At 34.8% G+C, this 22,611-nt stretch carries 15 protein-coding genes and 1 pseudogene; 4 read left to right on the plus strand and 12 right to left on the minus strand.

What is annotated here, in order from left to right:
- The first annotated feature begins 199 nt into the window (after window positions 1-199).
- The 3 genes and pseudogenes from AAG068_RS17550 (at window position 200) to AAG068_RS17560 (ending at window position 3,964) form a co-directional block, all read left to right on the plus strand.
- Window positions 200-1,738 (plus strand): spore germination protein, encoded by a 1,539-nt coding sequence (locus AAG068_RS17550; protein ID WP_342715215.1) that lies wholly within the window; start codon window positions 200-202, stop codon window positions 1,736-1,738.
- Window positions 1,735-2,827, plus strand: a pseudogene (locus AAG068_RS17555) (endospore germination permease). The gene AAG068_RS17550 and the pseudogene AAG068_RS17555 overlap by 4 nt, the downstream one beginning before the upstream one ends.
- A complete protein-coding gene (locus tag AAG068_RS17560; protein WP_342715216.1) occupies window positions 2,828-3,964 on the plus strand; it encodes a Ger(x)C family spore germination protein in 1,137 nt (378 codons plus the stop codon). It begins immediately after the preceding pseudogene.
- 68 nt (window positions 3,965-4,032) lie between these two features.
- Here AAG068_RS17560 and AAG068_RS17565 read toward each other — a convergent pair whose 3' ends face one another.
- The 6 genes from AAG068_RS17565 to AAG068_RS17590 all read right to left on the minus strand — a co-directional run bounded on the left by AAG068_RS17565 (window position 4,033) and on the right by AAG068_RS17590 (window position 12,644).
- Complete coding sequence (locus AAG068_RS17565) at window positions 4,033-5,415, minus strand: amino acid permease (RefSeq protein ID WP_342715217.1); 1,383 nt, start codon at window positions 5,413-5,415, stop codon at window positions 4,033-4,035.
- Window positions 5,416-5,907: 492 nt separating this feature from the next.
- Window positions 5,908-6,048: a hypothetical protein gene (locus tag AAG068_RS17570; RefSeq protein ID WP_048527613.1), complete on the minus strand. Its 141-nt coding sequence runs from the start codon at window positions 6,046-6,048 to the stop codon at window positions 5,908-5,910.
- Window positions 6,049-6,105: 57 nt separating this feature from the next.
- Complete coding sequence (locus AAG068_RS17575) at window positions 6,106-9,468, minus strand: tubulin-like doman-containing protein (RefSeq protein WP_342715218.1); 3,363 nt, start codon at window positions 9,466-9,468, stop codon at window positions 6,106-6,108.
- A 75-nt stretch (window positions 9,469-9,543) separates the two neighbouring features.
- The gene (locus tag AAG068_RS17580; protein ID WP_342715219.1) at window positions 9,544-11,643 is read right to left on the minus strand and encodes a vWA domain-containing protein; all 2,100 of its coding nucleotides are present in this window, start codon (window positions 11,641-11,643) and stop codon (window positions 9,544-9,546) included.
- Between the two features lie 256 nt (window positions 11,644-11,899).
- Window positions 11,900-12,238 carry a VOC family protein gene (locus AAG068_RS17585; protein ID WP_166703957.1) on the minus strand — a complete coding sequence of 113 codons (339 nt, stop codon included), beginning with the start codon at window positions 12,236-12,238 and terminating at the stop codon, window positions 11,900-11,902.
- 70 nt (window positions 12,239-12,308) lie between these two features.
- Entirely contained in the window at window positions 12,309-12,644 is a 336-nt protein-coding gene (locus AAG068_RS17590) for a hypothetical protein (protein WP_342715221.1), read from the minus strand.
- Between the two features lie 134 nt (window positions 12,645-12,778).
- On the opposite strand from AAG068_RS17590, the gene AAG068_RS17595 reads away from it, so the two are divergent.
- Window positions 12,779-13,168: a hypothetical protein gene (locus tag AAG068_RS17595; RefSeq protein WP_342715222.1), complete on the plus strand. Its 390-nt coding sequence runs from the start codon at window positions 12,779-12,781 to the stop codon at window positions 13,166-13,168.
- A 40-nt stretch (window positions 13,169-13,208) separates the two neighbouring features.
- Here AAG068_RS17595 and AAG068_RS17600 read toward each other — a convergent pair whose 3' ends face one another.
- The 6 genes from AAG068_RS17600 to AAG068_RS17625 form a co-directional block, all read right to left on the minus strand.
- Window positions 13,209-13,928, minus strand: coding sequence for a class I SAM-dependent methyltransferase (locus AAG068_RS17600; RefSeq protein WP_342715223.1), 720 nt, complete (start codon window positions 13,926-13,928; stop codon window positions 13,209-13,211).
- Between the two features lie 112 nt (window positions 13,929-14,040).
- Window positions 14,041-15,747, minus strand: a complete 1,707-nt coding sequence (locus AAG068_RS17605; RefSeq protein WP_342715224.1) for a peptide ABC transporter substrate-binding protein — start codon at window positions 15,745-15,747, stop codon at window positions 14,041-14,043.
- Window positions 15,748-16,057: 310 nt separating this feature from the next.
- Complete coding sequence (locus tag AAG068_RS17610; protein WP_342715226.1) at window positions 16,058-17,764, minus strand: peptide ABC transporter substrate-binding protein; 1,707 nt, start codon at window positions 17,762-17,764, stop codon at window positions 16,058-16,060.
- 308 nt (window positions 17,765-18,072) lie between these two features.
- A complete protein-coding gene (locus AAG068_RS17615; protein ID WP_342715227.1) occupies window positions 18,073-19,776 on the minus strand; it encodes a peptide ABC transporter substrate-binding protein in 1,704 nt (567 codons plus the stop codon).
- A gap of 348 nt (window positions 19,777-20,124) precedes the next feature.
- Window positions 20,125-21,387: a dicarboxylate/amino acid:cation symporter gene (locus AAG068_RS17620; RefSeq protein ID WP_342715228.1), complete on the minus strand. Its 1,263-nt coding sequence runs from the start codon at window positions 21,385-21,387 to the stop codon at window positions 20,125-20,127.
- Between the two features lie 174 nt (window positions 21,388-21,561).
- Window positions 21,562-22,599, minus strand: coding sequence for an LCP family protein (locus tag AAG068_RS17625; RefSeq protein WP_342715229.1), 1,038 nt, complete (start codon window positions 22,597-22,599; stop codon window positions 21,562-21,564).
- Window positions 22,600-22,611 lie beyond the last annotated feature (12 nt).

The following is a 22,611-nucleotide window of genomic DNA, read 5'->3' on the forward strand; positions in this document are numbered from 1 at the left end:
CATCTTGCTAAAATACCAATCCATTTATTCATAAATAAAACGATAGATTCATAACAGGTCATATCACGATTCCATCTTTAACACTATAATTATAGCGTTAAAGTTAAAAATATACAATATAAAATTTAAACTACGCATATGTCCGCATGGAACCATCCATAATAACCCATATAATACATAGCAAGGAGTAAGCGAACAAATGGGGTCTTTTAATAAATGGATACGTGGTGAAAAATCTTTTTCTGCACAAGAGCAAGCTGATCACCTATTAAATAAATCTATCTCTTCTTCTCTTTCCCTTAATCTAAAGCACTTGTCCAAGCTGTTTAGTGGTATTCCAGAATTAATTACACGAACCTTTCCGTTAAAAAACGGAAAAGAAGCTGCCCTTATATATATGGAAGGACTTGTAGACAAAACCGTTATTAACATCGATATTCTTCGCCCACTCCTATTTAAAGAGTGGAATGAAGATAATTTTTGGGAATCTTCCGTTACAATCGGAAATGTAAAAAAAGTTCAGCAATGGTCAGACATTGAACAGTCCCTTTTACATGGTAAAAGCATTTTATTTATAAACGAACAGCTTACAGCGTTAGAACTTGATACACAAGCGGCGCCAAAAAGAAGTATTGAAGAACCTACAACAGAAACTTCCATAAAAAGCTCTCACGAAGGATTTAATGAGGTCGCGAGTGACAGTCTTGCACTTATTCGTAGATATATTCCAAATCGCGAATTGAAAGTGAAAGAATTCACTGTTGGTAAACGAGCTACTTCAAAAGTTTTTTTGCTATACTTAGCAGACGTTGCAAACGAAGATGTCGTACAGGAGATGGCATGCCGCATCGAATCAATCAAAGTGGATGCCATTCTTACTACCGGAGAATTAGAAGGGTTTGTTGAAGATAATTCCTATACTCTCTTTCCGCAATTATCTATCACCGAACGCCCTGACACAACGGCCCATCACATTTTGAACGGGCGAATCGCTATTGTTGTGGATCGCTCACCAGGCGTATTAATTGGACCTATGACCTTTTCATCCTTTTTTCAAACAATAGATGATTACAGCTTTAGACCAATCATTCCATCTTTCATACGATTACTTCGTTTCACCGGATTATTTATTGCAATATTTGCTCCAGCTCTTTATATTGCTATGATTTCCTTCCATTATGAAGTGATTCCACTTAAATTATTGTTAACAATTGGTGAATCTCGAGCAAAAATTCCTTTCCCACCTATATTAGAAGCACTTTTGATGGAATTAGTACTTGAAATGCTACGCGAAGCTGCAGTTCGACTTCCTGGTCCCGTCGGACAAACAATTGGCGTCGTAGGAGGGATTGTCATTGGACAAGCTGCAGTTCAAGCAGGAATCGTAAGTAATGTTATGGTTATCGTCGTATCTATTACCGCAGTCGCTTCTTTTATCATCCCCAACCTGGAAATGTCAGCAGGAGTTCGGATTCTTCGCTTTCCAATGATGATAATCGCTTCTTTATTTGGAGTCATTGGAATTATGGTTGGGATGGCAGTCATCATCATCCATATTCTTTCTATGGAATCACTTGGTGTTCCTTACGGTAGTCCTTTTTTTCCGTCATTTGCGTCGGATTTAAAAGACATTCTTGTACGTTTACCATGGAAACTGATGAAGAAACGACCACTATCCCTTAACTTAAAACAAGAAAATCGACAACCGGATATAGAAGAAAAGGAGGAAGATGAGTGACAAAGCGTGCAAAGAGGGAGATTAGTTTATTTCAATACATTTTAACGATTAGTGGTGTTCAAGTAGGATTCGGTGTACTTACACTGCCACGTGAAGTAGCACAAGGGGCGAATACAGATGGCTGGATGTCTATTATTATAGGATGCGCTATCACTACTTTAGTCAGTCTATGTATTGTAAAAATCATGGAAAAACATCCCGGTTATCATTTACTTGATGTGCTAACTCGTTATCTTGGGAAATGGTTAGGAAGAGTAGGAATGATTTTTTGGATTTTATATGCTGTTCTTGCAGCTGTTTCCTTAATTTTTTCCCTCTTATACGTTATTCACATTTGGATTTTGCCTAGGTCTCCACTGTTTTTAATTATGATGTTACTATCTATTCCAATGGTTATGCTCGCATGTAAAGGTGTTCTTATTATTAGCCGCTATGCTGTTTTTACTGTCTTATTTACACTCTGGATGCCATTACTATTATTTATCCCACTTAAAGATGGGCATTGGATTTATCTTCTTCCTCTCCTTAAAGAGGGATGGATACCTGTTTTCAACACAGTAAAATCAACTATTATTGCCTTTCTCGGATTTGAGTTTGCATTCGTCCTTTATCCTTATCTCAGTAATAAATCATCTGCAAAAAAAGGAATCGTTATTGCAAATATGATTACTTTATTCGTTTACCTGCAAGTGACGTTCGTTTCTTTATTTTAGCCCAGATGGTATAACTAAGTTTTTATGGCCTACCCTTTCTCTCGTTACACCATTTCACTTTTCTTTTCTGGAACGATTTGAAATTATCTTTTTGTCATTTTATCTCTTTATCATTTTTGATTCTTGCATTCCTTATATTTTTACTGCTTCAGATGGAATCAATCAATTACTTAACAAAAAAGGGAGTTCATTACCTATTTGGTTTTTATTATTCGGTTGTACTTTCATTCTGTTCTTTTATATCCCTTCCTCTTATCAAATAAGTGCGTTGCGAGAATTTTGGGGAACTGCAAGTTATTTTATCGTTTTTCTATTCCCAGTCGTATTTCTCTTATACATGACACTTTATCAGCATTGGAAAAGGAGAAAAATTTAAATGAGACGCTTTATTCCTTTCATTATATTTTGCTTTCTCATAACATTTTTAACAGGATGTGGAGATCGACTCGACTTAGAAAAACAATCGATTTCATTAATTTACGGTTTTGATGCAAAAGCAAAAGGAAAATTAATGGTGTACCACGTAAACCCTATTTTTAATGAAGATGTAGAAAAAAAGTTCGAAACTCATGAAGCAATAGTACATACACCTCGAGAAGCAAAAGCGACGTTTAATAGCTCAAGTAGCGGTTTAGTATCTACAGAAAAGTTACAACTCATTTTATTTAGCACGAAGTTTTTAAAACAAGAAGGAGCTATGCCTTACCTTGATGTTTGGTATCGCGACCCTAAAAACACAGGAAATATGCGTATGGTTGCAGTTGATGGTCCAATTTCTTCAGTTATATATAACAACTTTAAAGATAAGCCTGCTCTTCCTGAGTATTTAACAGATTTAATTAATACAAATAAATTATACAATCGGACAGTTTTCACACCATTTCATGAATTTCATAGGCAAACGTTTAATAAAGGTATAACACCTGCTATCTCAGAAATAAAAAAAGGCAAAAAAGATGTGGTTGTTACTGGCTCTGCACTATTAACTTCTCGCGGAATCTACAAGATGTCTTTAAATCGATATGAAAGTGCCCTTCTTCTTATGTTGCAAAAGAAAGCGAATATACCCGTTTCACTTACACTGAAAATCCCTTCTCATTCAGTTGAAAGTAATAGTCATCTAAAAGATACCGATGGCGACGATTTCGTAACAATAAATGTTCTTAGCATCAATCGTGATATCCATACAGACTATAAAGATAACCACTTCAAATTTAATATTGCAATGGACTTTAAAGTTTCCGTATCTGAACTTAGATTCAACATGGATATAGATAAAGATAGAAAGAAATTAACTTCACTTATTACAAAACAACTAAACAAAGACTTAAACGATTTAATCCAAAAAATTCAAAAACAACAACTCGATCCATTCGGATTTGGTGATTATGCAAGAGCCTTTCAATATAAGAGATGGAAAACAGTTGAAGATGATTGGCCGAGTGCCTTTTCAAAAGCTAATGTAAAAGTAACTCCTACTATTAAAATTTTAGAAAACGGGATTATTAAATAGCAAAAACACGCTACCTGTTCTTATAAGTAGCGTGTTTTTATTTACATTACAATTATTATTTCAATGGACTATACTCTATTTCCATTTCTAATATTACTGTGTTTTTTAGCATATACAAAATATATAACTACACCTATTATTACCCATGCTACAAAACTAATTATAGTAAGCTGAGAGAGGTTCAAAGCTAAATATATACAACTCACTATTGAAACGATTGGTAAAAAAGGTACTAGCGGCGCACGAAATGGCCTTTTCATATTAGGATGTGTCTTTCTTAATACAATAACAGCTATAGATACAAAAACAAATGCTGTTATCGTTCCCATGTTCACTAAATTAGCTAATAAATTCAAATCCACTAATCCTGCTAATAAAGCTGCAATAATACCTGTAACCCACGTATTAAAAAATGGAGTTTGTAAACGTTTATGTACACTTGAAAGTCTTTTTGGTAATAACCCATCTCGACTCATCGAGTAAGATACACGAACAAATGCAAACATAGCTACTAACAGAACTGTTGTTAACCCTGCTATCGCTCCCACCGATAACAATCCAGCAATTCTATCTTCTCCCACAATACGCAATGCATATGCAACTGGATCAGCGACATTCAACTCCGTAAAAGGAACCATTCCAGTTAATACGAATGAAACACCTACGTATAGAATGGTACAAATGAACAATGAAACAAGTAGCCCAATTGGCACATTACGTTGTGGACGCTTCACTTCCTCTGCAGCTGTTGCAACTGCATCAAATCCTAAAAAAGCAAAAAATACAGTAGCAGCGCCTCCTACCACACCATGAAAACCAAAAGGTAGAAATGGTTGCCAATTCTCTGGTTTTACGTATTGTGTCCCTACAGCAATAAAACCTACAATAACAGCCAGTTTAATAACAACCATTATATTATTTATTCGTGCACTTTCTTTTGCACCACGACTTAATAAAAGTGTAACAACTAAAATAATAAAAACTGCTGGTAAATCAATAATTCCACCCTTTCCCATACCAGGTGCCGAAGCAAAGATTGTAGGAATGTGAATATTAAACCCTATTAACAATGACTGAAAATACGCTGACCATCCTGCAGCTACCGCAGAAGTCGCTAATAAGTACTCCAACATAACGCACCAACCGACTATAAATGCAAAAATCTCACCTAGTGTCATATATGTATATGAATATACACTTCCCGAAACTGGAACTGTAGAAGCAAATTCAGCATAACAGAAAGCTACACACGCGCATACAATCGCCGCTAATATAAACGATAATACAATCGCTGGGCCAGCATGTTTCGCTGCTACAATACCTGTTAATACGAAGATCCCTGTACCAATAATTGCTCCAATCCCTAAAAGAGTTAAGTCAATTGCACCTAAAGTTTGATTCAATACTTTTTTCTTTTCTTCATCCATTGTTTTCTTTATTAAAAGACTCATTCATTGAAACCTCTTTTTCAAGTTTATCTCTTACTTTTTACAATCTTTATTACTGTTCCGTTTAGAAAATAAAAATATACATGATTCACTCCCCATACACTTAATAATTAGATAAAAGATTGAAAAATCAATCTTTTTAAACTGTAGTAAATTTTAAAACAAGTAATCCAGCAACACACCACTAAGAATGCTGATTGAATTTATCATACAATTAATTATATTGTCAACAATATAATTAATTGTATGATAACGGTTAATTATGTATCAAATGTTATTTTTAAACATAATTATTTTCTTAAAAACATTGTTTCTTCTCATCTTTATATTTATATTCATTTTTTTATATTGATTTTTATACATTTTTCATTATATGAAATTTAAGAAACATCATCATACCCTTAACTGAATTGTTATCTCCAAATAATAATTCAGTTAAGGGTATGGAATCATTTTAAAGCAAATAAAAAGTGCAGATTTTCATCTGCACTTTTTTTATTCTTCCACTTCAGCTTCTGCACTATTATTTTCAAGATGTTCCTTCTGAGCCTCTTCTTGTAGCTCAGCTGAAATCATTCCATAATAAATTTCTGGATACAATCCAAATATTTGATATACACTTCCTAAAAATGGCATCGAAATCCCTCTTTTCTAAAGTTGTATTGCCACTTTTAAGGATTCCCTATTCATTCATTATACATTCGTTTTTGGTGTTTCCTCTTCATCATGAACGCTTAATAAATTTTGCCACTTTTTATAAGGAGCACTATTTGGATCTACATATCCTTTCGCATACGACCGATCCCACAATAGTTTAATAAACACCTCTTTCTCTTTCTTTGCAACCATATCGGCACCTGTACCGTAATAGTTTTGGAAATATAACTCAATTTCATCAAGGAATAGCCTTAATAATTCATCAGAAGTTTCTTCTAACGTTGGGTCATATTTCGCTTCACGGTCATACATTAAAATCATATCTAAAATATTATGGACATGCTCTTTACGAAGCCATCTAATATCTTGAGCGCCTAATACAAATGGATGTGTATATAAATGTCCACCTTGTATCATCGCCTTTTCTTGTTCTTCTTCAAATCTGGACAAGATGTTTTCATAAATAAATGGGTTATGAAGCAATGCTCTGTGTAATTTATAACTTTCGCTTGAAATATTTTTCCCCATCGATTGAATTAAGAAGCTACGTCCAACGCCGTTATATTGATATACAAACTGGCCATCAACAGCAACTAAACTAATCCAGCGATACATATACGCGTATAGAAGAGCGCGATTACATTTATCGTAATCTAACTTCGTTTGCGTTGCATTCAAGTCAGGCATAAATGCTGGTAAGTGCCAATACTTATCTAAATGCGGCGTTAAACTAGATTTTTTACTATTCAACTTGTTTACACGGCGATAGTACGACTGAAAATAATCACCTTTATCATTCATAAATCCATTTGCAATATGTCCAGACGAAAGCTTTGGAAAGTCTTGTAGTGATAAACCGTAATGTGCACGATAGCAAATGACTTCAAATGGCGAGAAAGCTTCATGTACTGTATCCTTTTCTTTAAACATTTCTTGAATTAATTCCTCTTGCAGTTCTTTCTTTAAAGATGGATGTATACCCCAATATTGTAATTCCCTATGATGTGAAACTTTCGGCACGAATGGACTTGCTAAATGGAACAAGTCTTCAATTTTTTCACGGACATATTCATCACGATCACGCTTCTTATAATCCGCTTCTTTTCTTAGTGCTTCAACGATGTTCAGCTCTAATTTATCGCGATAGCGTATTTGTAATTCATCGTAGCAGTAACTTAGTATGTGCTCACGATAAAAGTCTTCTACCTTTTTCGATTGAATCTCTTCCGTTTTTGCATCCCGGCAATATTCCCCGTATAAACTCATATAAATTTCTGCTGATATATCTTTCGGTAATACTCCTAAATTTAAATGTTGCTGCATATCTTGCCATATCTTTTCTTGCAACTTCTCTTCCGCTAATACGTATACATTCGTTGGGTTTGTTTTCCCTTCAAATTCCTTGCTTCGTTTTTGAATTTCGAACAATAAATTTTCACGTGTTTCGTGTAAATTATCAAAAAATCTTTCCCAATATTGAATCATTTTATTAACCGCTTGATATAGCGATTGATAAACGAGTTCTAATAGCATTTCTTTACGATACTCGTTTAATTTGTGTACGTACTGCGTTACAATATCTTCAAATTCTTTTTTAAATAAACGCTGCTGATTATTAATCATTTTTCTAAACCAGCCTTGTTGCTGCGCAATTTCTACTCGGCGCACAGCTGTTACCGTTCCATCAATATTACTCACATTAAATTTCTTATCGTAGTTTTGAATTAAATTGCGCTTTTGCTCATTATTTTCATGTAGTCGATTCATTTTCTCGACTAACTGCTTTCGAATTTCATACAACATAAAACGAGCTGATACTGGATGAACAGGATCTGTTTTCTTTAAAAACCATGTATTTAATTGATATGACTGTCCCTCAGAACCACTTGGTGAAAAACGGTCTGATTCAATCATGTCATATAAAAGTGTTGTTACATGTTCATGTACACGGCTCGGAATCGCATACGCATATAAACGAACCGCATGATCCACCCTTGCTACTTCACCTTTCATTTGTTCCATCATTTTCAGTTTCGCAGCTGAAATTTTACACTCATGCTGTAGACGATTTAATTCCTCATCTTTTTGCACCGTACGCTGTACATAGCTTTCTACAGCCTCTAAAAACAGTTTAGATTTCGCAACTCCAACCTTACCGCCTTCTGCTCCTTCACGCGTTTCATTATACATTTGTCTATAGAAAATATGAGCCTGTTCTGGGCGAGTAGCAAGATGTTCTAAGTCTTCTAAATAACTTTTCCCACGCTCTGGCTTTTCACGTTGCATACCACGTTTTACATCTTGATCGTATCTTTGTTTCTTCTCTTGAAACAGTTGATCTAAATGAAGCCAAGATTCATCTAAACCTTGCACAGCCCATTTTAAAGCACAATATTTTAACACATGCTCATACGGATAAATAATCTTTGCCGTTCCTGCCCCGCAATATCGCCCTTTCCCGCTTGATTCTGCTAATTGCTGAATTTGATTATCTTCCTGTGCAAAATGATTGGCAGACATCGGACTAAATAACTGTAAATAAATCGTATTTGCCATTTGCTCCATATAATCTGATAAATTATGCAGATGGTGTCCATGTAAATTTTCGTAATCGTATAAAAAACAATAATTGTACGGTAAATGATGCTGTTTAATCGTATGATTCGTTCTTCCATCTTCATCTACTTGATCAGGTCGATACTCTAATTCAATCGTGACGCCACCGCGCTTTGATAATTCTCCAGTAGAGCCGAGTGTAATGGCATGTAATTCTTTTAACGAGGCATAGCCGTTTGCTTGCACCGTTTCAAACTCTTTCGCACTAACCGTTCTCGTCTTAACTAACACGTCCGGCATTAGAAACGCACCACGTATTAAAATGTTGTGATGTTGCAGTTTTTTCCGAAGCATTTCACGTAAATATAGTGCAATTTGTAGAAACATCCCTGAACCTGTTCCGCCCGCTAGTGATGTTACGATAATGACACGCACTCCATATTCCGTTTGATCGCTTGTAACCGGAAAAATCTTCTCAATTTCTTGCCAAAAGGACGTCAATTTATCTTCTTTCATCGCAGCACGTAACGCTAAACGGGAAATAACACGTAACTGTCCTGCCCCTTCTGTCAGCGGTTTATCAAGTATAGTCGGGTCCATTGGAAACCACTCTGGAATCGTTGGATCTCCCGCAATATACTCTCTTGGTGTTTTACTCGAACTCGTTTGTGTTTTAAACTTTCGAATATGATCAAATTTACTCAATGTATTCACATCTGTATCAAATACGTGCATTGCTACCTTTTTTCGGCGTTCCTCAGGCAGTCTTTCATATATTTGATGTGTCACAGTACTACCGATTCCACCTAAGCCAATTAATATCGTTGGAACTTGTAACGTCATGTGAACCACCTTCCTATTCTTGCTTGTTTGAAAAAGGAGAGAGAAAGTAAAAATCCTCCCTCTTCACCCTATCTACTATTCACACTCGTACCTATAAATTTCTTTACCGTATCCTCTATCAATTACTAAAAGTTCATTTGGATACAGCGTCTTATGTTCCACTCCAACCTCATCCTCTGTTATAAACATTCCATCAATAATCATTCCTACTACTTGTGACTCTTTCGCTACAAATATCGATTTCGATCCTTTCTTTGCTATAAACGTAACGGATTGTACTGTCTTCCTTTCCGCTCTAAACGGAATACCAAAATAATGTTTCCACCATTTATTTTTAAGTAATTCTGGCTCAGATTGATATAACCAATCTTTCGCTACTTCTTGATCCCATTCGTAATACAATAATGCTTTCCGGTGAAATCTTGGACGGACAATCCATCCTAAAACGATTATCCCTACTATTAAAAGTAATAAAGTGATAGGAATAACAAACTTAAAAATAAGCGCATATTTTTCATAAAACGGTGCATTTTGAATATGAAGTGATATTTTTTTCTTTACTTCTTGTAATTTTGAATCTTGCACTACGATGGTAGCTTCTACGGTGCCGGTATCTGTGAAATTGAATGTGTTGGAGTAATGAGGGCGAGGATAAATATAAATTTGATTACCATGTTGTTTTATTTCATAGTTGATTGATTGTTTAGATGTGACACCAGTAGATTTTAATAGTTTCTTTACAGCCTCTTCTGTCATCGGCTTACCATCTAACTGTGGTTGTATAATAAACGGTTTACTATTCTCTAAATTTGTTACTTTTTCTTCATAATCTTTCGTAATCGTTTGTAGTGATAATTTTGGTTTTTCCGTTACTTTGATTTTAAATTCTTTCGTCTGTCTGTAAAAACCCTTTATGTTCATATGAACTTTCCCACGCACTAGCCCTTTATCAACCTTCATTTCGTAGTAAAATACATGTTTTTTATCGTCCCACTTCATCGGGTACTGTTTTCCGTCTATTTCTGCTTCTGCCTGAAAATAGGAAGATTGAATTGGTAATTCCGTAGGCTTAGCTTCAATAACAGCAGTAACACCTTCGTACATTTCTTCTACATTTTTTTGACTACTATCATCTTTGTCATAAGTAGAAACGGTATAGTTAAGCGCCGGTTCAACTAGTACCTGTAATCCTTCTTTCTCAATATCTCGATCCACTTCTATCGTATACGTTCCTGGTTTAATAACTTCCTCATTTTCCGTACTGATATGAACTATATTTCCGAATAATTTCGCTTCTCCTGGTGCATGTATGGAGTAAGAAGATTGTAATTGTAACGGTTTAGAAATTTGTGTGACCTGATAATTAGACAAAGAAGGCGATTGTCGTACAAGCGTCATACGTTTTAACGGAAATGGTGTTGTAATCTCTACTTTCTTTCCTACTACTTTCGTTTTTACAATCGATTCAACTGAAGAGAACGGATCACGATTTGCAACTAATGCTGCCACTTGATTGACGCTCTTTACAATACCATCCTCTCCACTAGACGGCATCGTAACTCCATTTATCTCTTTCTTCCATATTTCTTTAAACGTATTTAGTTGTGCCTTTTCTTGCTGTCCTAAATCCTCTTCCATCGTAATTAAAATTGGATGTAACGATATCTTTTTTGCATCCATATCCTTCTTAAACTGCGCTAGCTTCTGCAAAATTTGTTCTTTTCCGCCAGCCTTATCTTTCTCTAAATCATTAAATGCCCCGTCAGTTAAGACAATAAGCCAAAATTCACGTTTTCCATCTATATCTGCTTCCTTTTTTATAGATTGCATCGCCGTTTCTACTGCGCTAAACGGAGTATTTAAATACGTTTTCCATGCTCCAATTCCCTCAATTTCTGTTTGTCTCTTATCCTTTGTTAACGAAATGTTTAATGGATCATTCGGCTTGCTCATTGGAACGTAAGAAAATTTATCTTTTTCGTCTAATAGCGCAACTAAACTTTGCAAAGCGTAATTGGCATATTTCCAGCGATCGTTATTTCTCATGCTGCCCGAATCATCATATACAAGTGAAACGACCCTTTCCTTTGCCTCCTCTCCTTTTGCAAAAGTCCAAAAAGGATGTAACCATATAAATAGAAACAACATGAATGTGGCACAAATTCGAATTTTCATGATGAGGCTTCGCCACCTTTGTAGACAAATTCCTATGTTTAAATTTATGAGAGGATACAAGATATATGACTTGTATTTTAGGACAACTGATACACCATAACTTTATTATGTAAATAGTTATACAAACTGAAAATGACCCCATCTAGTATTTTCTATCTGCTACTATAAGTAAAAAAGCCTGTTTAAGCTCTGCACTTAAAACAGACTTTTCCTACTTTTCATATTGAAAACAAATAACAAAAAGTTTGATTTTGAATTAACACATCACTTCAATTGTAAATCCACCAGGTGCTTCCACATAAAACGTATACGCATGTGCACGTTTAGGAGCCTCAACCAAAAATCCATCTTCCTTCAATCTTTGATTTATCTTATCTACTTGTTCATTATTTTCTTGTGGAAATCCTACATGAAATGTTTTTGGATAATGTACGTCTTTCCCTTTCATTAACGTTAATATAAACCCATCGTTATCACGCATAACCGCAAAGCCATTTCCCCTTGCCCCGCTACAAGTTAAACCAAAATATTTTTCTAAAAACTCTCTAGTAGCTGCTACATCTGAAACTGTTAAATTAAGATGTTTAATTTTCAAATCATCACCATCTTTCTTAATTTTCTAACATTTTACCATACAATTAAAAAACACGCCTTCACAGCGTGTTTTATTGCTTCACATACACTTCAACAATTGGATTATCTTTATGATCCGCATGTAAGCGTATATTCTCTTCACTTGTACTATAAATGCTAGCTAATAACATAATTGTTAACACGTTAGGAGTTTTTGCATCGCTCCCGTATTTCCTTTCGAGCGCTTCCTTATATTCAAAATCTAAATCCCCTTGCACATATGTATACACTTCAAAACCGTCTTCTAAATTACAAACTACTGTATCGATAATGTCTGCTCCTACTTGCCTCTTCATTTCCTCTCGCAACGCTTCTATAAATTCTTCCCATGGTACTTCGTATGTCTGAAACTGATCTGTCGATTTCATGCTTTTTCCTCCTTATATATCCTCTTCCTATATTTCCCCTTTCCTATAACAATTATGATAGTTAGGGCATTCGTACAAGCCGCACTTGTCCCCCTTACATATCGTATTACTGTAATGGGGAAGGAGGAATGAATATGCATAGACAAAAATGTTACGATACGTGCCGACGTTATTTCGGTAAAGTCGTTCGCATTGAAGATCGTGATGGCCGCATTTATTTAGGCAAAATAATTGATGTGACAAAAAGCTCTGTATGGATTGAACCAGTGCAACAGCGCTCATCTTTTGATACAGGTTTTGGATACTATGACGCATATGCAAACGGTGGTTGTGATCTTTGCGGCGGCCTTAGCAGATGTGATAGTTGCGGATTTGGTTGTAGTGGTGGATTTAGCGGCTGTGGATGTGGCGGTCGTGGTTGCGGTAGTTGCGGCGGCTGGGGAGGCGGCGGTTGTGGCTGGGGCGTTGAACTCGGATTTGGTTTCATCTTCGGAATTACATTAGCTGCATTATTTTTCATTTAACATAGTAAAGAGTTGACTACCTTTAGCCAACTCTTTTCCTTTATTTTTCACATATAAAAATACGATGACCTAAAATATGTTGGTACATAAGCCTTACATTTTCATGCTGCACCCATGCCTCATATAACTCATTCGGAATAAATTGTGATACATTCCATTCCGGCTCTTCTATATAGCTAGAGATCGTTTCCGCAATTGTACCACCGCCAGCAATAGTAACCCGCTTAAAATTTGCTTTCTGAAATAATTGTACCCACTCGCTCTCAGTTAATAGTTCTTTCATCCCGTATAATTGAGAGATTTTTTCTTCCTCTCCCTTATCAATGTGCCTATCAATAATCATTTCAATGACAACAAGCTTACCGTCTTTCTGTAATACACGATAGCACTCTGAAATAACCTTTTCTTTTTCTGTAAAAGCGAGTATCGATTCTCCGAGTACGAACTCAAATGATTCATGCAAACAAGGTAATTGCTCTACATTTCCTTCAATTAATTGAATGTCTAGTCCTTCAAACGACCATCTATCTTTTGCCTTTTGAATCATAATTTCATTCTTTTCAACCGCCGTTACTTTATAACCACACTCTTTTGTCATATACGCCGCTGTTTTCCCCGTACCGCAGCCAAGTTCAAGGACATTTGCTCCATATCTAAAAGGCAATTGCGCTAACAATTGTTTTGTTAACGTAAAACCACCAGGATGAGCACTCCCTATTCCATAATAAGCCAGGAAATCGATGTAAGTATTTCGTTTCATAGAATTCTCCTTTAATTTTTCTATAATACATATATTCACCCATCTATAATTAGTGCACATAAAAAAGCATTTCCAAGTGCTATACCGCAACTTGAAAATGCTCTTCTCTTTTTTATTTCTCTTCAATATACGCCCATTTAAAGCTATATTCCGGACTAATATTATGTTTTACAATTCCCTTTACATTCGGTTTCATAACATATGATTTAGCACTTTGATATAAAGGTACAAGTGCTACATCTTCCTCAAGTAACAATTTCTCTGCCTTCCCTAGCTCTGTCCAACGTTTTTTTGCATCAGCCATCCATTCTGTCTTACTTTTATTAATAACGTCATCATATTTTGAATTTGAGTAGCTCATCTGGTTTTGCGAATTTTTTGTTTCAAACATATCAAGATATGTCATTGGGTCCGCATAATCTGGATTCCAGCCACCATATGAAAAATCATAATCTTGGTCTGATTCTAATTTTAGTTTTTGCTTAAATGGTTGCAGTTTAATATTTACTGTCACACCTTTTAAATTCTTTTCAACTTGATCTTTTACATACTCCCCAACTTTTTTCGCATTACCAGTATCATAATTTAATAACTCTATTGTCACTTGATCTTTTCCAAGTTCTTTTTTCGCTTCTTCCCATGCTGCTGCTGCCTTTTTCGAGTCTTGTTTTAAACCATTCTTGAACGTTTCTGCAAAATCTTTACCGTCTGGTCCACTTGCTAAACCTTTTGGTACTAAGTAATCCACTGGTTTTGAACCATCATTTAAAATGACATTTGCTAAAGCTTTCTTATCAATTGATAATGCGATTGCTTCACGTAGCTTTTTGCTCTTTAACGGTGTATCTTGCCCACCACGTTTTTGGTTTAAGCGTAAGTAAAACGTACTTGTTTCCGAATATGCTCCAAATTCCTCTTTATTATTTCTATACTTATCCACGAATTCTCCTGATAAAAGTGCGAAATCAATTGCACCTGTATCATATAAATTTACTCTAGTAGCTGGTTCTTTTACTACACTATAGTTTATTTCCTCTAGTTTTACAGTCTTTTTATCCCAATATTGATCATTTTTCTTTAATTTCCAGCCTTGCTCATGTTTCCAATCAGTAAGTACAAATGGACCATTATACAGTGTTGTATCAGACTCTAAACCGAATTTATTTCCTTTTTCTTTTACGAACTTTTCATTTAATGGATAGTATGACGCAAATGCCATTAAGTTCAAGAAATATGGTACAGGTCTTTCTAGTTCTACTTCAAGCGTATAATCATCTACCGCTTTTACACCTAATGTCGAAACTTCTCCTTTTCCTTGATTAATCGCTTCTGCATTTTTAAGATAGTAAGCAATAAATGCATACTCAGCAGCTGTTTTTGGGTCTACTAGACGTTGCCATGCAAATACAAAATCTTTCGCTGTTACAGAATCACCGTTTGACCATTTTGCATCTTTCCGTAATTTAAATGTATATTTTTTGCCATCCTCGCTTTTTGTGCTAGATTCCGCTACAGCTGGGATTGGTTTATTATCTTTATCAAGGCGATATAAACCTTCCATTGTATTCCCTAAAATTTGCGAGCCAAGTGTATCTGTATTTTTTGAAGTATCCATCGTCGGAATTTCATTCGTTTCTGTACGATTTAGCACTTGCTTTGCCGCATATTTAATATCAGTTTTCTTCTCTTCTCCACCATTATTAGATGTCGTTGTCGTTTTCTTCTCCCCACCTGAAGATCCAGAACACGCTGTTAACGCCATACTCATCGCTAAAACTGGTGCTACAACCGCCGTAAACTTTTTCATCTTTTTCTTCATTCTTGTACCCTCCCCAATTTATATGTACGAAACTAACTTTGAGAGATTTCTTTATCAACTTAAATTATCAGAAAATTATTACTAATCATTATTCTACTAATTTTTCTTGAATTGTAAAGTATTTTTAAAAATATTCATAATAATTAATTTATTTACTTCAATAACAATCTATTACTACTATATGAATTCTCCCCCATCTACTATATGTAAGTACCACTTTTCTTATTCTTCTCTATCTACTTAAATTTAATTGAATAGTAAAAGAGCGTTTGAAAAAATAAATAATATATTTTTCAAACGCTCTTTTTTCTTATTTCTCTTCCGTTACATACGCCCACTTAAAGCTATATTCTGGACTAATGTTATGTTTCACGATTCCTTTTACATTCGGCTTCATCACATATGCTCTACCTGTTTGGTATAAAGGTACTAATCCTGCATCTTCTTCAAGGAACAATTTCTCTGCTTTTCCTAACGCTTCCCAACGTTTTTTCGGATCAGACAGTAATTCATTACCTGCTTTTGCTACCATTTCATCGTATTTTGGATTCGAATAACTCATTTGGTTATACGGGCTCTTCGATTCAAACATATCAATAAATGTCATTGGATCCGAATAATCTGGGCTCCAACCTGCAAACGAAACTTCATAATCTTGTGCTGACTCTAATTTTAATTTTTGTTTGAACGGCTGAATTTTCGTGTTAACCGTTACACCTTTTAAGTTTTTCTCAATTTGGTCTTTAAAGTAGTCAGCAATTTTCTTCGCAGTTCCATCATCATAGCTTAGTAATTCAATTGTCACTTGATCTTTTCCAAGTTCTTTTTTCGCTGCCTCCCAAGCTGCTGCACCTTTTTTCGGATCATATTTCAGACCATTTTTAAATGTATCTTGGTAATCTTTACCGTCTGGTCCTGTCGCAAGTCCTTTTGGTACTAATTGATCTGTTGCTTTTGAACCGTTATTTAAAATTACGTTTGCTAAACCTTTTTTATCAATTGATAATGCGATTGCTTCACGTAGTTTTTTGCTCTTTAACGGTGTATCTTGTCCGTTACGCTTTTGATTTAAACGTAAAAAGAATGTACTTGCTTCTGAATACTCACCGTACTCTTCTTTGTTTGATTTATATTTATCAACGAATTCTCCTGATAATAATGTGAAATCAATTGATCCTGTATCATATAAGTTTACTTTCGTCGCAACTTCTTTTACTACACTATAGTTAATTTCTTCTAATTTCACAGTTTTATTATCCCAGTACTTATCATTTTTCTTTAGTTGCCATCCTTGTTCATGTTTCCATGAAGCCATAACGAACGGTCCGTTATACAACGTTGTATCTGCTTCTAAACCGAACTTATCCCCTTTTTCTTTTACGAACTTCTCATTTAAAGGATAGTACGATGGGAATGCCATTAAATTCAAGAAATATGGCACTGGTTTTTCTAATTCTACTTCTAGCGTATAATCATCTACCGCTTTTGCCCCTAAATCTGTTAGTGGCTTTTCACCCTTATTAATTGCCTCTGCGTTTTTAATATAGTAAGCGATAAACGCATATTCTGCCGCTGTATTTTTATCAAGTAAGCGTTGCCATGCATATACGAAATCTTTCGCTGTTACAGGATCACCGTTTGACCATTTTGCATCTTTACGTAGTTTAAATGTATATTTTTTGCCATCCTCGCTTTTCGTACTAGATTCTGCTGCAGCTGGGATTGGTTTATTATCTTTATCTAATCGATATAAACCTTCCATTGTGTTCCCTAAAATTTGAGAACCTAATGTATCAGTAGATTTTGAAACATCCATCGTCGGAATCTCTTGATTCTCTGTACGATTTAACACTTGTTTCGCTGCGTATTTAATTTCAGATTTTTTCTCTTCCCCACCACCGCTAGACGTCGTAGTTGATTTCTTCTCCCCACCAGATCCAGAACAAGCTGCCAACGCCATACTCATCGCTAAAACTGGCGCTACAACCGCCGTGAACTTTTTCATCTTTTTCTTCATTTTTGTACCCTCCCCAATTATATGTACGAAACTAATTTTGAGAGATTTTCTAATAACCAGTTATCAGAAAATTCTTATTAATTAATATTCTACTGACTTTTCTATTTTTGTAAAGTTATTTTTTAAAATATTTAGAAAATTTATTTTACTTCACGATAGTAACATTCTATTTTCTATGACCATACTACACGTATCCTCCATCTACTACATTTCATTTCTTCTCTACTCTTTCATTTTCACGTTCAATTGTACAATAAAAAAAGTACTTCAAGGCATGTAGACTGCTTTGAAGTACTTTTTCAACTCTATTATTTTTCAGTAACATACGCCCACTTATAGCTGTATTCTGGGCTAATATTATGCTTAACAACACCTTTTACATGCGGTTTCATAACATAAGATCTAGCACTTTGATATAAAGGTACAAGAGCTACATCTTCTTCAAGAAGTAATTTCTCTGCTTTTCCTAGTTCCTCCCAGCGCTTCTTCGCATCACTCATTAATTCCCCACCAGCTTTTTTAATTATTTCATCATATTTCTGATCAGAGAAACTCATTTGGTTATGAGAGTGCTTACTTTCAAACATATCTAAATATGTCATTGGATCCGCATAATCTGGGCTCCATCCACCATATGAAATATCATAATCTTGATCTGATTCTAATTTAAGTTTTTGTTTAAACGGCTGCAGTTTAATATTTACTGTTACACCTTTTAAGTTTTTCTCAATTTGATCTTTTACATATTCCCCAACTTTTTTCGCATTACCAGTATCATAGTTTAAAAACTCAATTGTAACTTGATCTTTTCCAAGTTCTTTTTTCGCTTCTTCCCATGCAGCAGCTGCTTTTTTCGCATCTGGTTTAATACCGTTTTTAAACGTTTCTTGGAAGTCTTTCCCATCAGGTCCAGCTGCTAAGCCTTTCGGCACTAAATAATCTGCAGGTTTTGACCCATCATTTAAAATAACATTTGTTAAATTCTTTTTATCAATTGATAGCGCAATTGCTTCACGTAATTTCTTGCTCTTTAATGGTGTATCTTGTCCACCACGTTTCTGGTTTAAACGTATAAAGAACGTACTTGGTTCGTTATACACCCCATATTCCTCTTTATTATTTCTATATTTGTCAACAAATTCACCTGTTAATAAGGAGAAATCAATTTGACCACTATCATATAAATTCACATTAGTTGCTGGCTCTTTTACAACACTATAGTTAATTTCATCTAATTTTACAGTCTTTTTATCCCAATATTGATCATTCTTCTTCAGTTTCCAACCTTGCTCATGCTTCCAATCAGTAAGAACGAACGGTCCGTTATATACAGTTGTATCAGATTCTAAACCGTATTTATCCCCTTTTTCTTTTACGAATTTCTCATTTAATGGATAGTATGATGGGAATGCTACTAAGTTTAAGAAGTATGGTACTGCTTGTTCTAATTCAACTTCTAAAGTAAGGTCATCTACTGCTTTAACTCCTAGTTCTGTTACAGGTTTTTCCCCTTTATTAACCGCTTCTGCATTTTTAATTGGGAATGCAATGAATGCATACTCAGCAGCTGTTTTTGGATCTAACAAACGTTGCCATGCAAATACGAAATCTTTCGCTGTTACAGGATCACCATTTGACCATTTTGCATCTTTACGTAATTTAAATGTATATTTTTTACCATCCTCACTCTTCGTGCTTGATTCTGCCGCAGCTGGGATTGGTTTATTCTCTTTATCTAAACGGTATAAGCCTTCCATTGTGTTCCCTAAAATTTGAGAGCCCAAAGTATCTGTACTCTTCGACGTATCCATTGTTGGAATTTCCTGATTTTCTGTTTTATTGAACACTTGTTTCGCTGCTAATTTTTCTTCTGATTTGCTATCTCCGCCAGAGCTAGAATTTGTGCTTGTCTTCTTATCTCCGCCTGATGTAGAACATGCTGTCAATGCCATACTCATTGCTAAAACTGGTGCTACAACTGCTGTTAGTTTTTTCATTTTTTTCTTTTTCACTTTCTGTACCCTCCCTAATTCTAAACGCTCTCATTTAAGAATTTTCTGATAATTCCGTTTTTCTTTATATATTTATCAGAAGATTCTTATTAACTATTATTCTACTAATTTTTCGAGTTTTGTAAAGTGTTATTATTGAAAATTTTAAAAAAATTATTTTCTTACAGTAATATTCATAAAAATTCCATAATCTTTCGAAACACTATATCTCATTGAATTCTATGTATTGATTTAATAGTCTTTATATCCCTCCACCATAAAACACTTGTAAATTATTGTTAATAAATAATGTATATCGTAACAAACCTCTTTTCTACAAAAATAAAAAAGTCAGCTTTGCTGACTTTTTTATCCGACCATTTTCTCTTTTTTCATTTCCTCTATTACTCTCGTATACTTCTCTTCATCAAATTCATTTTCACTTTTTGCAACAACTACAGTCGCAATACCGTTACCAATTAAATTGACGATAGCACGTGCCTCTGACATGAAACGATCTACACCAAGTAATAGTGCTAACCCTTCTAATGGAATAACATTCATCGCAGATAAAGTAGATGCTAGTACAATAAAGCCTCCACCTGTTACTGCGGCTGCTCCTTTAGATGTAACTAATAAAATAGCTATTATCGTTAATTGTTGACCTAGTGAAAGGTCGACGTGAAAGACTTGAGCTAAAAATATAGTAGCCATCGATAAATAAATCGTCGTTCCATCTAAATTAAAAGAGTATCCTGTTGGAATGACTAAACCTACTACTGGCTTCGAACATCCGAAGTCTTCCATCTTTGTCATCATTCGCGGCAATACTGATTCTGATGATGATGTCCCAAGAACAATGAGTAATTCTTCTTTAATGTGAGCTAAATATTTCCACAAACTAAATTTGTACAGTTCACAAATAAAATTTAAAACAATAAAAACAAATAATGCCATTGTCGCATATACACAAATCATTAATTTACCAAGTGGTATGAGCGTGCTTAAACCATACTTCCCAATTGTAAACGCCATCCCGCCGAATGCTCCAACCGGCGCTAACTTCATAACAATAGATAAAATATTAAAAAATACTTTTGATAATCTTTCAAAAAAGTCGATAACCGGTTGTCCATTTTTCCCGAGCATCGTTAACCCTGCACCGAATAAAATGGAGAAGAACAGAACTTGTAAAATATCACCTTTTGCAAATGCTTCAAACATGTTAGACGGTACAATATGTAAAAAGAAATCCATCCACTTCATTTCTTGCCCGCTTTGTACATATTGCGAAACATCTCCACCCTTTAGTTTTGAGGGATCTAATCCATCTCCGGGACGTACAACATTCGCTACGATGATACCAATAATTAAAGCCGCAGTTGTAACAATTTCAAAATATAATAGTGCCTTCCCGCCAACACGACCTACCTTTTTCATACTTCCCATACTTGCAATACCAAGCACAATCGTTAAAAAGATTATCGGTGCAATAACCATTTTAATCATATTGATAAACGTTTCACCAATTGGCTTCATCTGCTGTCCAACACTAGGCCAAATTGCCCCTACTGCAATACCGCAAATAATTGCCACAATAACTTGGAATGTTAAATTTTTTACAATTCTCATTTTTAATACTCCCCTGTTTTTCATTTCTTCCAAACTATTTGATAGCCCCCTTGTTATTTAACTTAAACCACAATTTTATGTTACACTATTATCTTTAATTTGAAAATAGTATATAACATTTAAAAATAAATGACATACTATTATACACAATAAAAAGCAGACATTACGTCTGCTTTAATTCTCCTCAATCTGTTTTTCACTTAATCCTAAATGTGTTCTAAGCGTATTACTCAAACTCTGCAAATCTTTTTTATTAGGATTATAATAATATACACGTTGCCCATTTGGACCGTTAGGTAAATATAAATCATCACCAGCTAATTGTATTTTTTCAACTGAACCGTTTAAGCCGTATTTATAAAAAGATAAAATATCATCCATTACTAAGTTTGTCTTAAAATCGCCGTCAACCGCCTCAACTATTTTTTCTAGCTTCGTAATTGAGCCTACACTTTTTAATTTACTTAAAATCGCCTCAATAACAAGCTGTTGACGCTGTGCTCTCATTGCATCACTATCAATATGACGCGTTCTTGCCAGTGCAAGCGCTTCTTCCCCTGTTAATTTTTGTAGTCCTTTTTTCAAATGAATCGCGTCAGGTTCATCTTTACTATTTTGCTCCTTAACTTCAACTGGGACATCTACTTCAATCCCATCTAATCCATCAACAATTTTAGTAAATGCATTAAAATTAAACTTCACAAAATAATCAACAGGCACTTGTAACAATTTTTCTACCGCTTCCACTGAAGCTTGTGGCCCTCCATCTTTACCATTTTTAACGAAACCACTTCCATACGCATGCGTTATTTTATCTTTTTTCTTTTCAACTGGAACATATGTGTATGTATCACGTGGTATACTCGTTAATTTCACTGTCTTATCATCTTTATTAAAAGTAGCTAACAGTAGCGCATCTGTATGAAATGCACCATTATACTCCTTTTGTCGCTCTTGATTTTCATCAATGCCCATAATTAAAAGTGAAACATTATTTGTAATCGGCTTTACAGCGTTTTCACGCAAATTTGATTTTTCACCACGTGCTAAATTCAAACTAGATTTTTGTACGAGATTAGAAGTTTTCATATATATATAAGTACCATATCCAACTCCGCCAAATAGTAATACTACTAACAGTACACTGATTATCATTGTCTTCTTATATTTTCTTTTATTTTTCTTTTCTCTTGAAGAAGAGGTATTCTCCATATCGTTCCCTCC

The sequence above is a fragment of the Bacillus paramycoides genome, assembly GCF_038971285.1.
GTDB lineage: Bacteria > Bacillota > Bacilli > Bacillales > Bacillaceae_G > Bacillus_A.

Coding starts and splice junctions, on each gene's coding strand:
- AAG068_RS17550 (WP_342715215.1), top strand. CDS start 200: ATGGGGTCTTTTAATAAATGGATACGTGGTGAAAAATCTTTTTCTGCA.
- AAG068_RS17560 (WP_342715216.1), top strand. CDS start 2,828: ATGAGACGCTTTATTCCTTTCATTATATTTTGCTTTCTCATAACATTT.
- AAG068_RS17565 (WP_342715217.1), bottom strand. CDS start 5,415: ATGAGTCTTTTAATAAAGAAAACAATGGATGAAGAAAAGAAAAAAGTA.
- AAG068_RS17570 (WP_048527613.1), bottom strand. CDS start 6,048: ATGCCATTTTTAGGAAGTGTATATCAAATATTTGGATTGTATCCAGAA.
- AAG068_RS17575 (WP_342715218.1), bottom strand. CDS start 9,468: ATGACGTTACAAGTTCCAACGATATTAATTGGCTTAGGTGGAATCGGT.
- AAG068_RS17580 (WP_342715219.1), bottom strand. CDS start 11,643: ATGAAAATTCGAATTTGTGCCACATTCATGTTGTTTCTATTTATATGG.
- AAG068_RS17590 (WP_342715221.1), bottom strand. CDS start 12,644: ATGAAATCGACAGATCAGTTTCAGACATACGAAGTACCATGGGAAGAA.
- AAG068_RS17595 (WP_342715222.1), top strand. CDS start 12,779: ATGCATAGACAAAAATGTTACGATACGTGCCGACGTTATTTCGGTAAA.
- AAG068_RS17600 (WP_342715223.1), bottom strand. CDS start 13,928: ATGAAACGAAATACTTACATCGATTTCCTGGCTTATTATGGAATAGGG.
- AAG068_RS17605 (WP_342715224.1), bottom strand. CDS start 15,747: ATGAAGAAAAAGATGAAAAAGTTTACGGCGGTTGTAGCACCAGTTTTA.
- AAG068_RS17610 (WP_342715226.1), bottom strand. CDS start 17,764: ATGAAGAAAAAGATGAAAAAGTTCACGGCGGTTGTAGCGCCAGTTTTA.
- AAG068_RS17620 (WP_342715228.1), bottom strand. CDS start 21,387: ATGAGAATTGTAAAAAATTTAACATTCCAAGTTATTGTGGCAATTATT.
- AAG068_RS17625 (WP_342715229.1), bottom strand. CDS start 22,599: ATGGAGAATACCTCTTCTTCAAGAGAAAAGAAAAATAAAAGAAAATAT.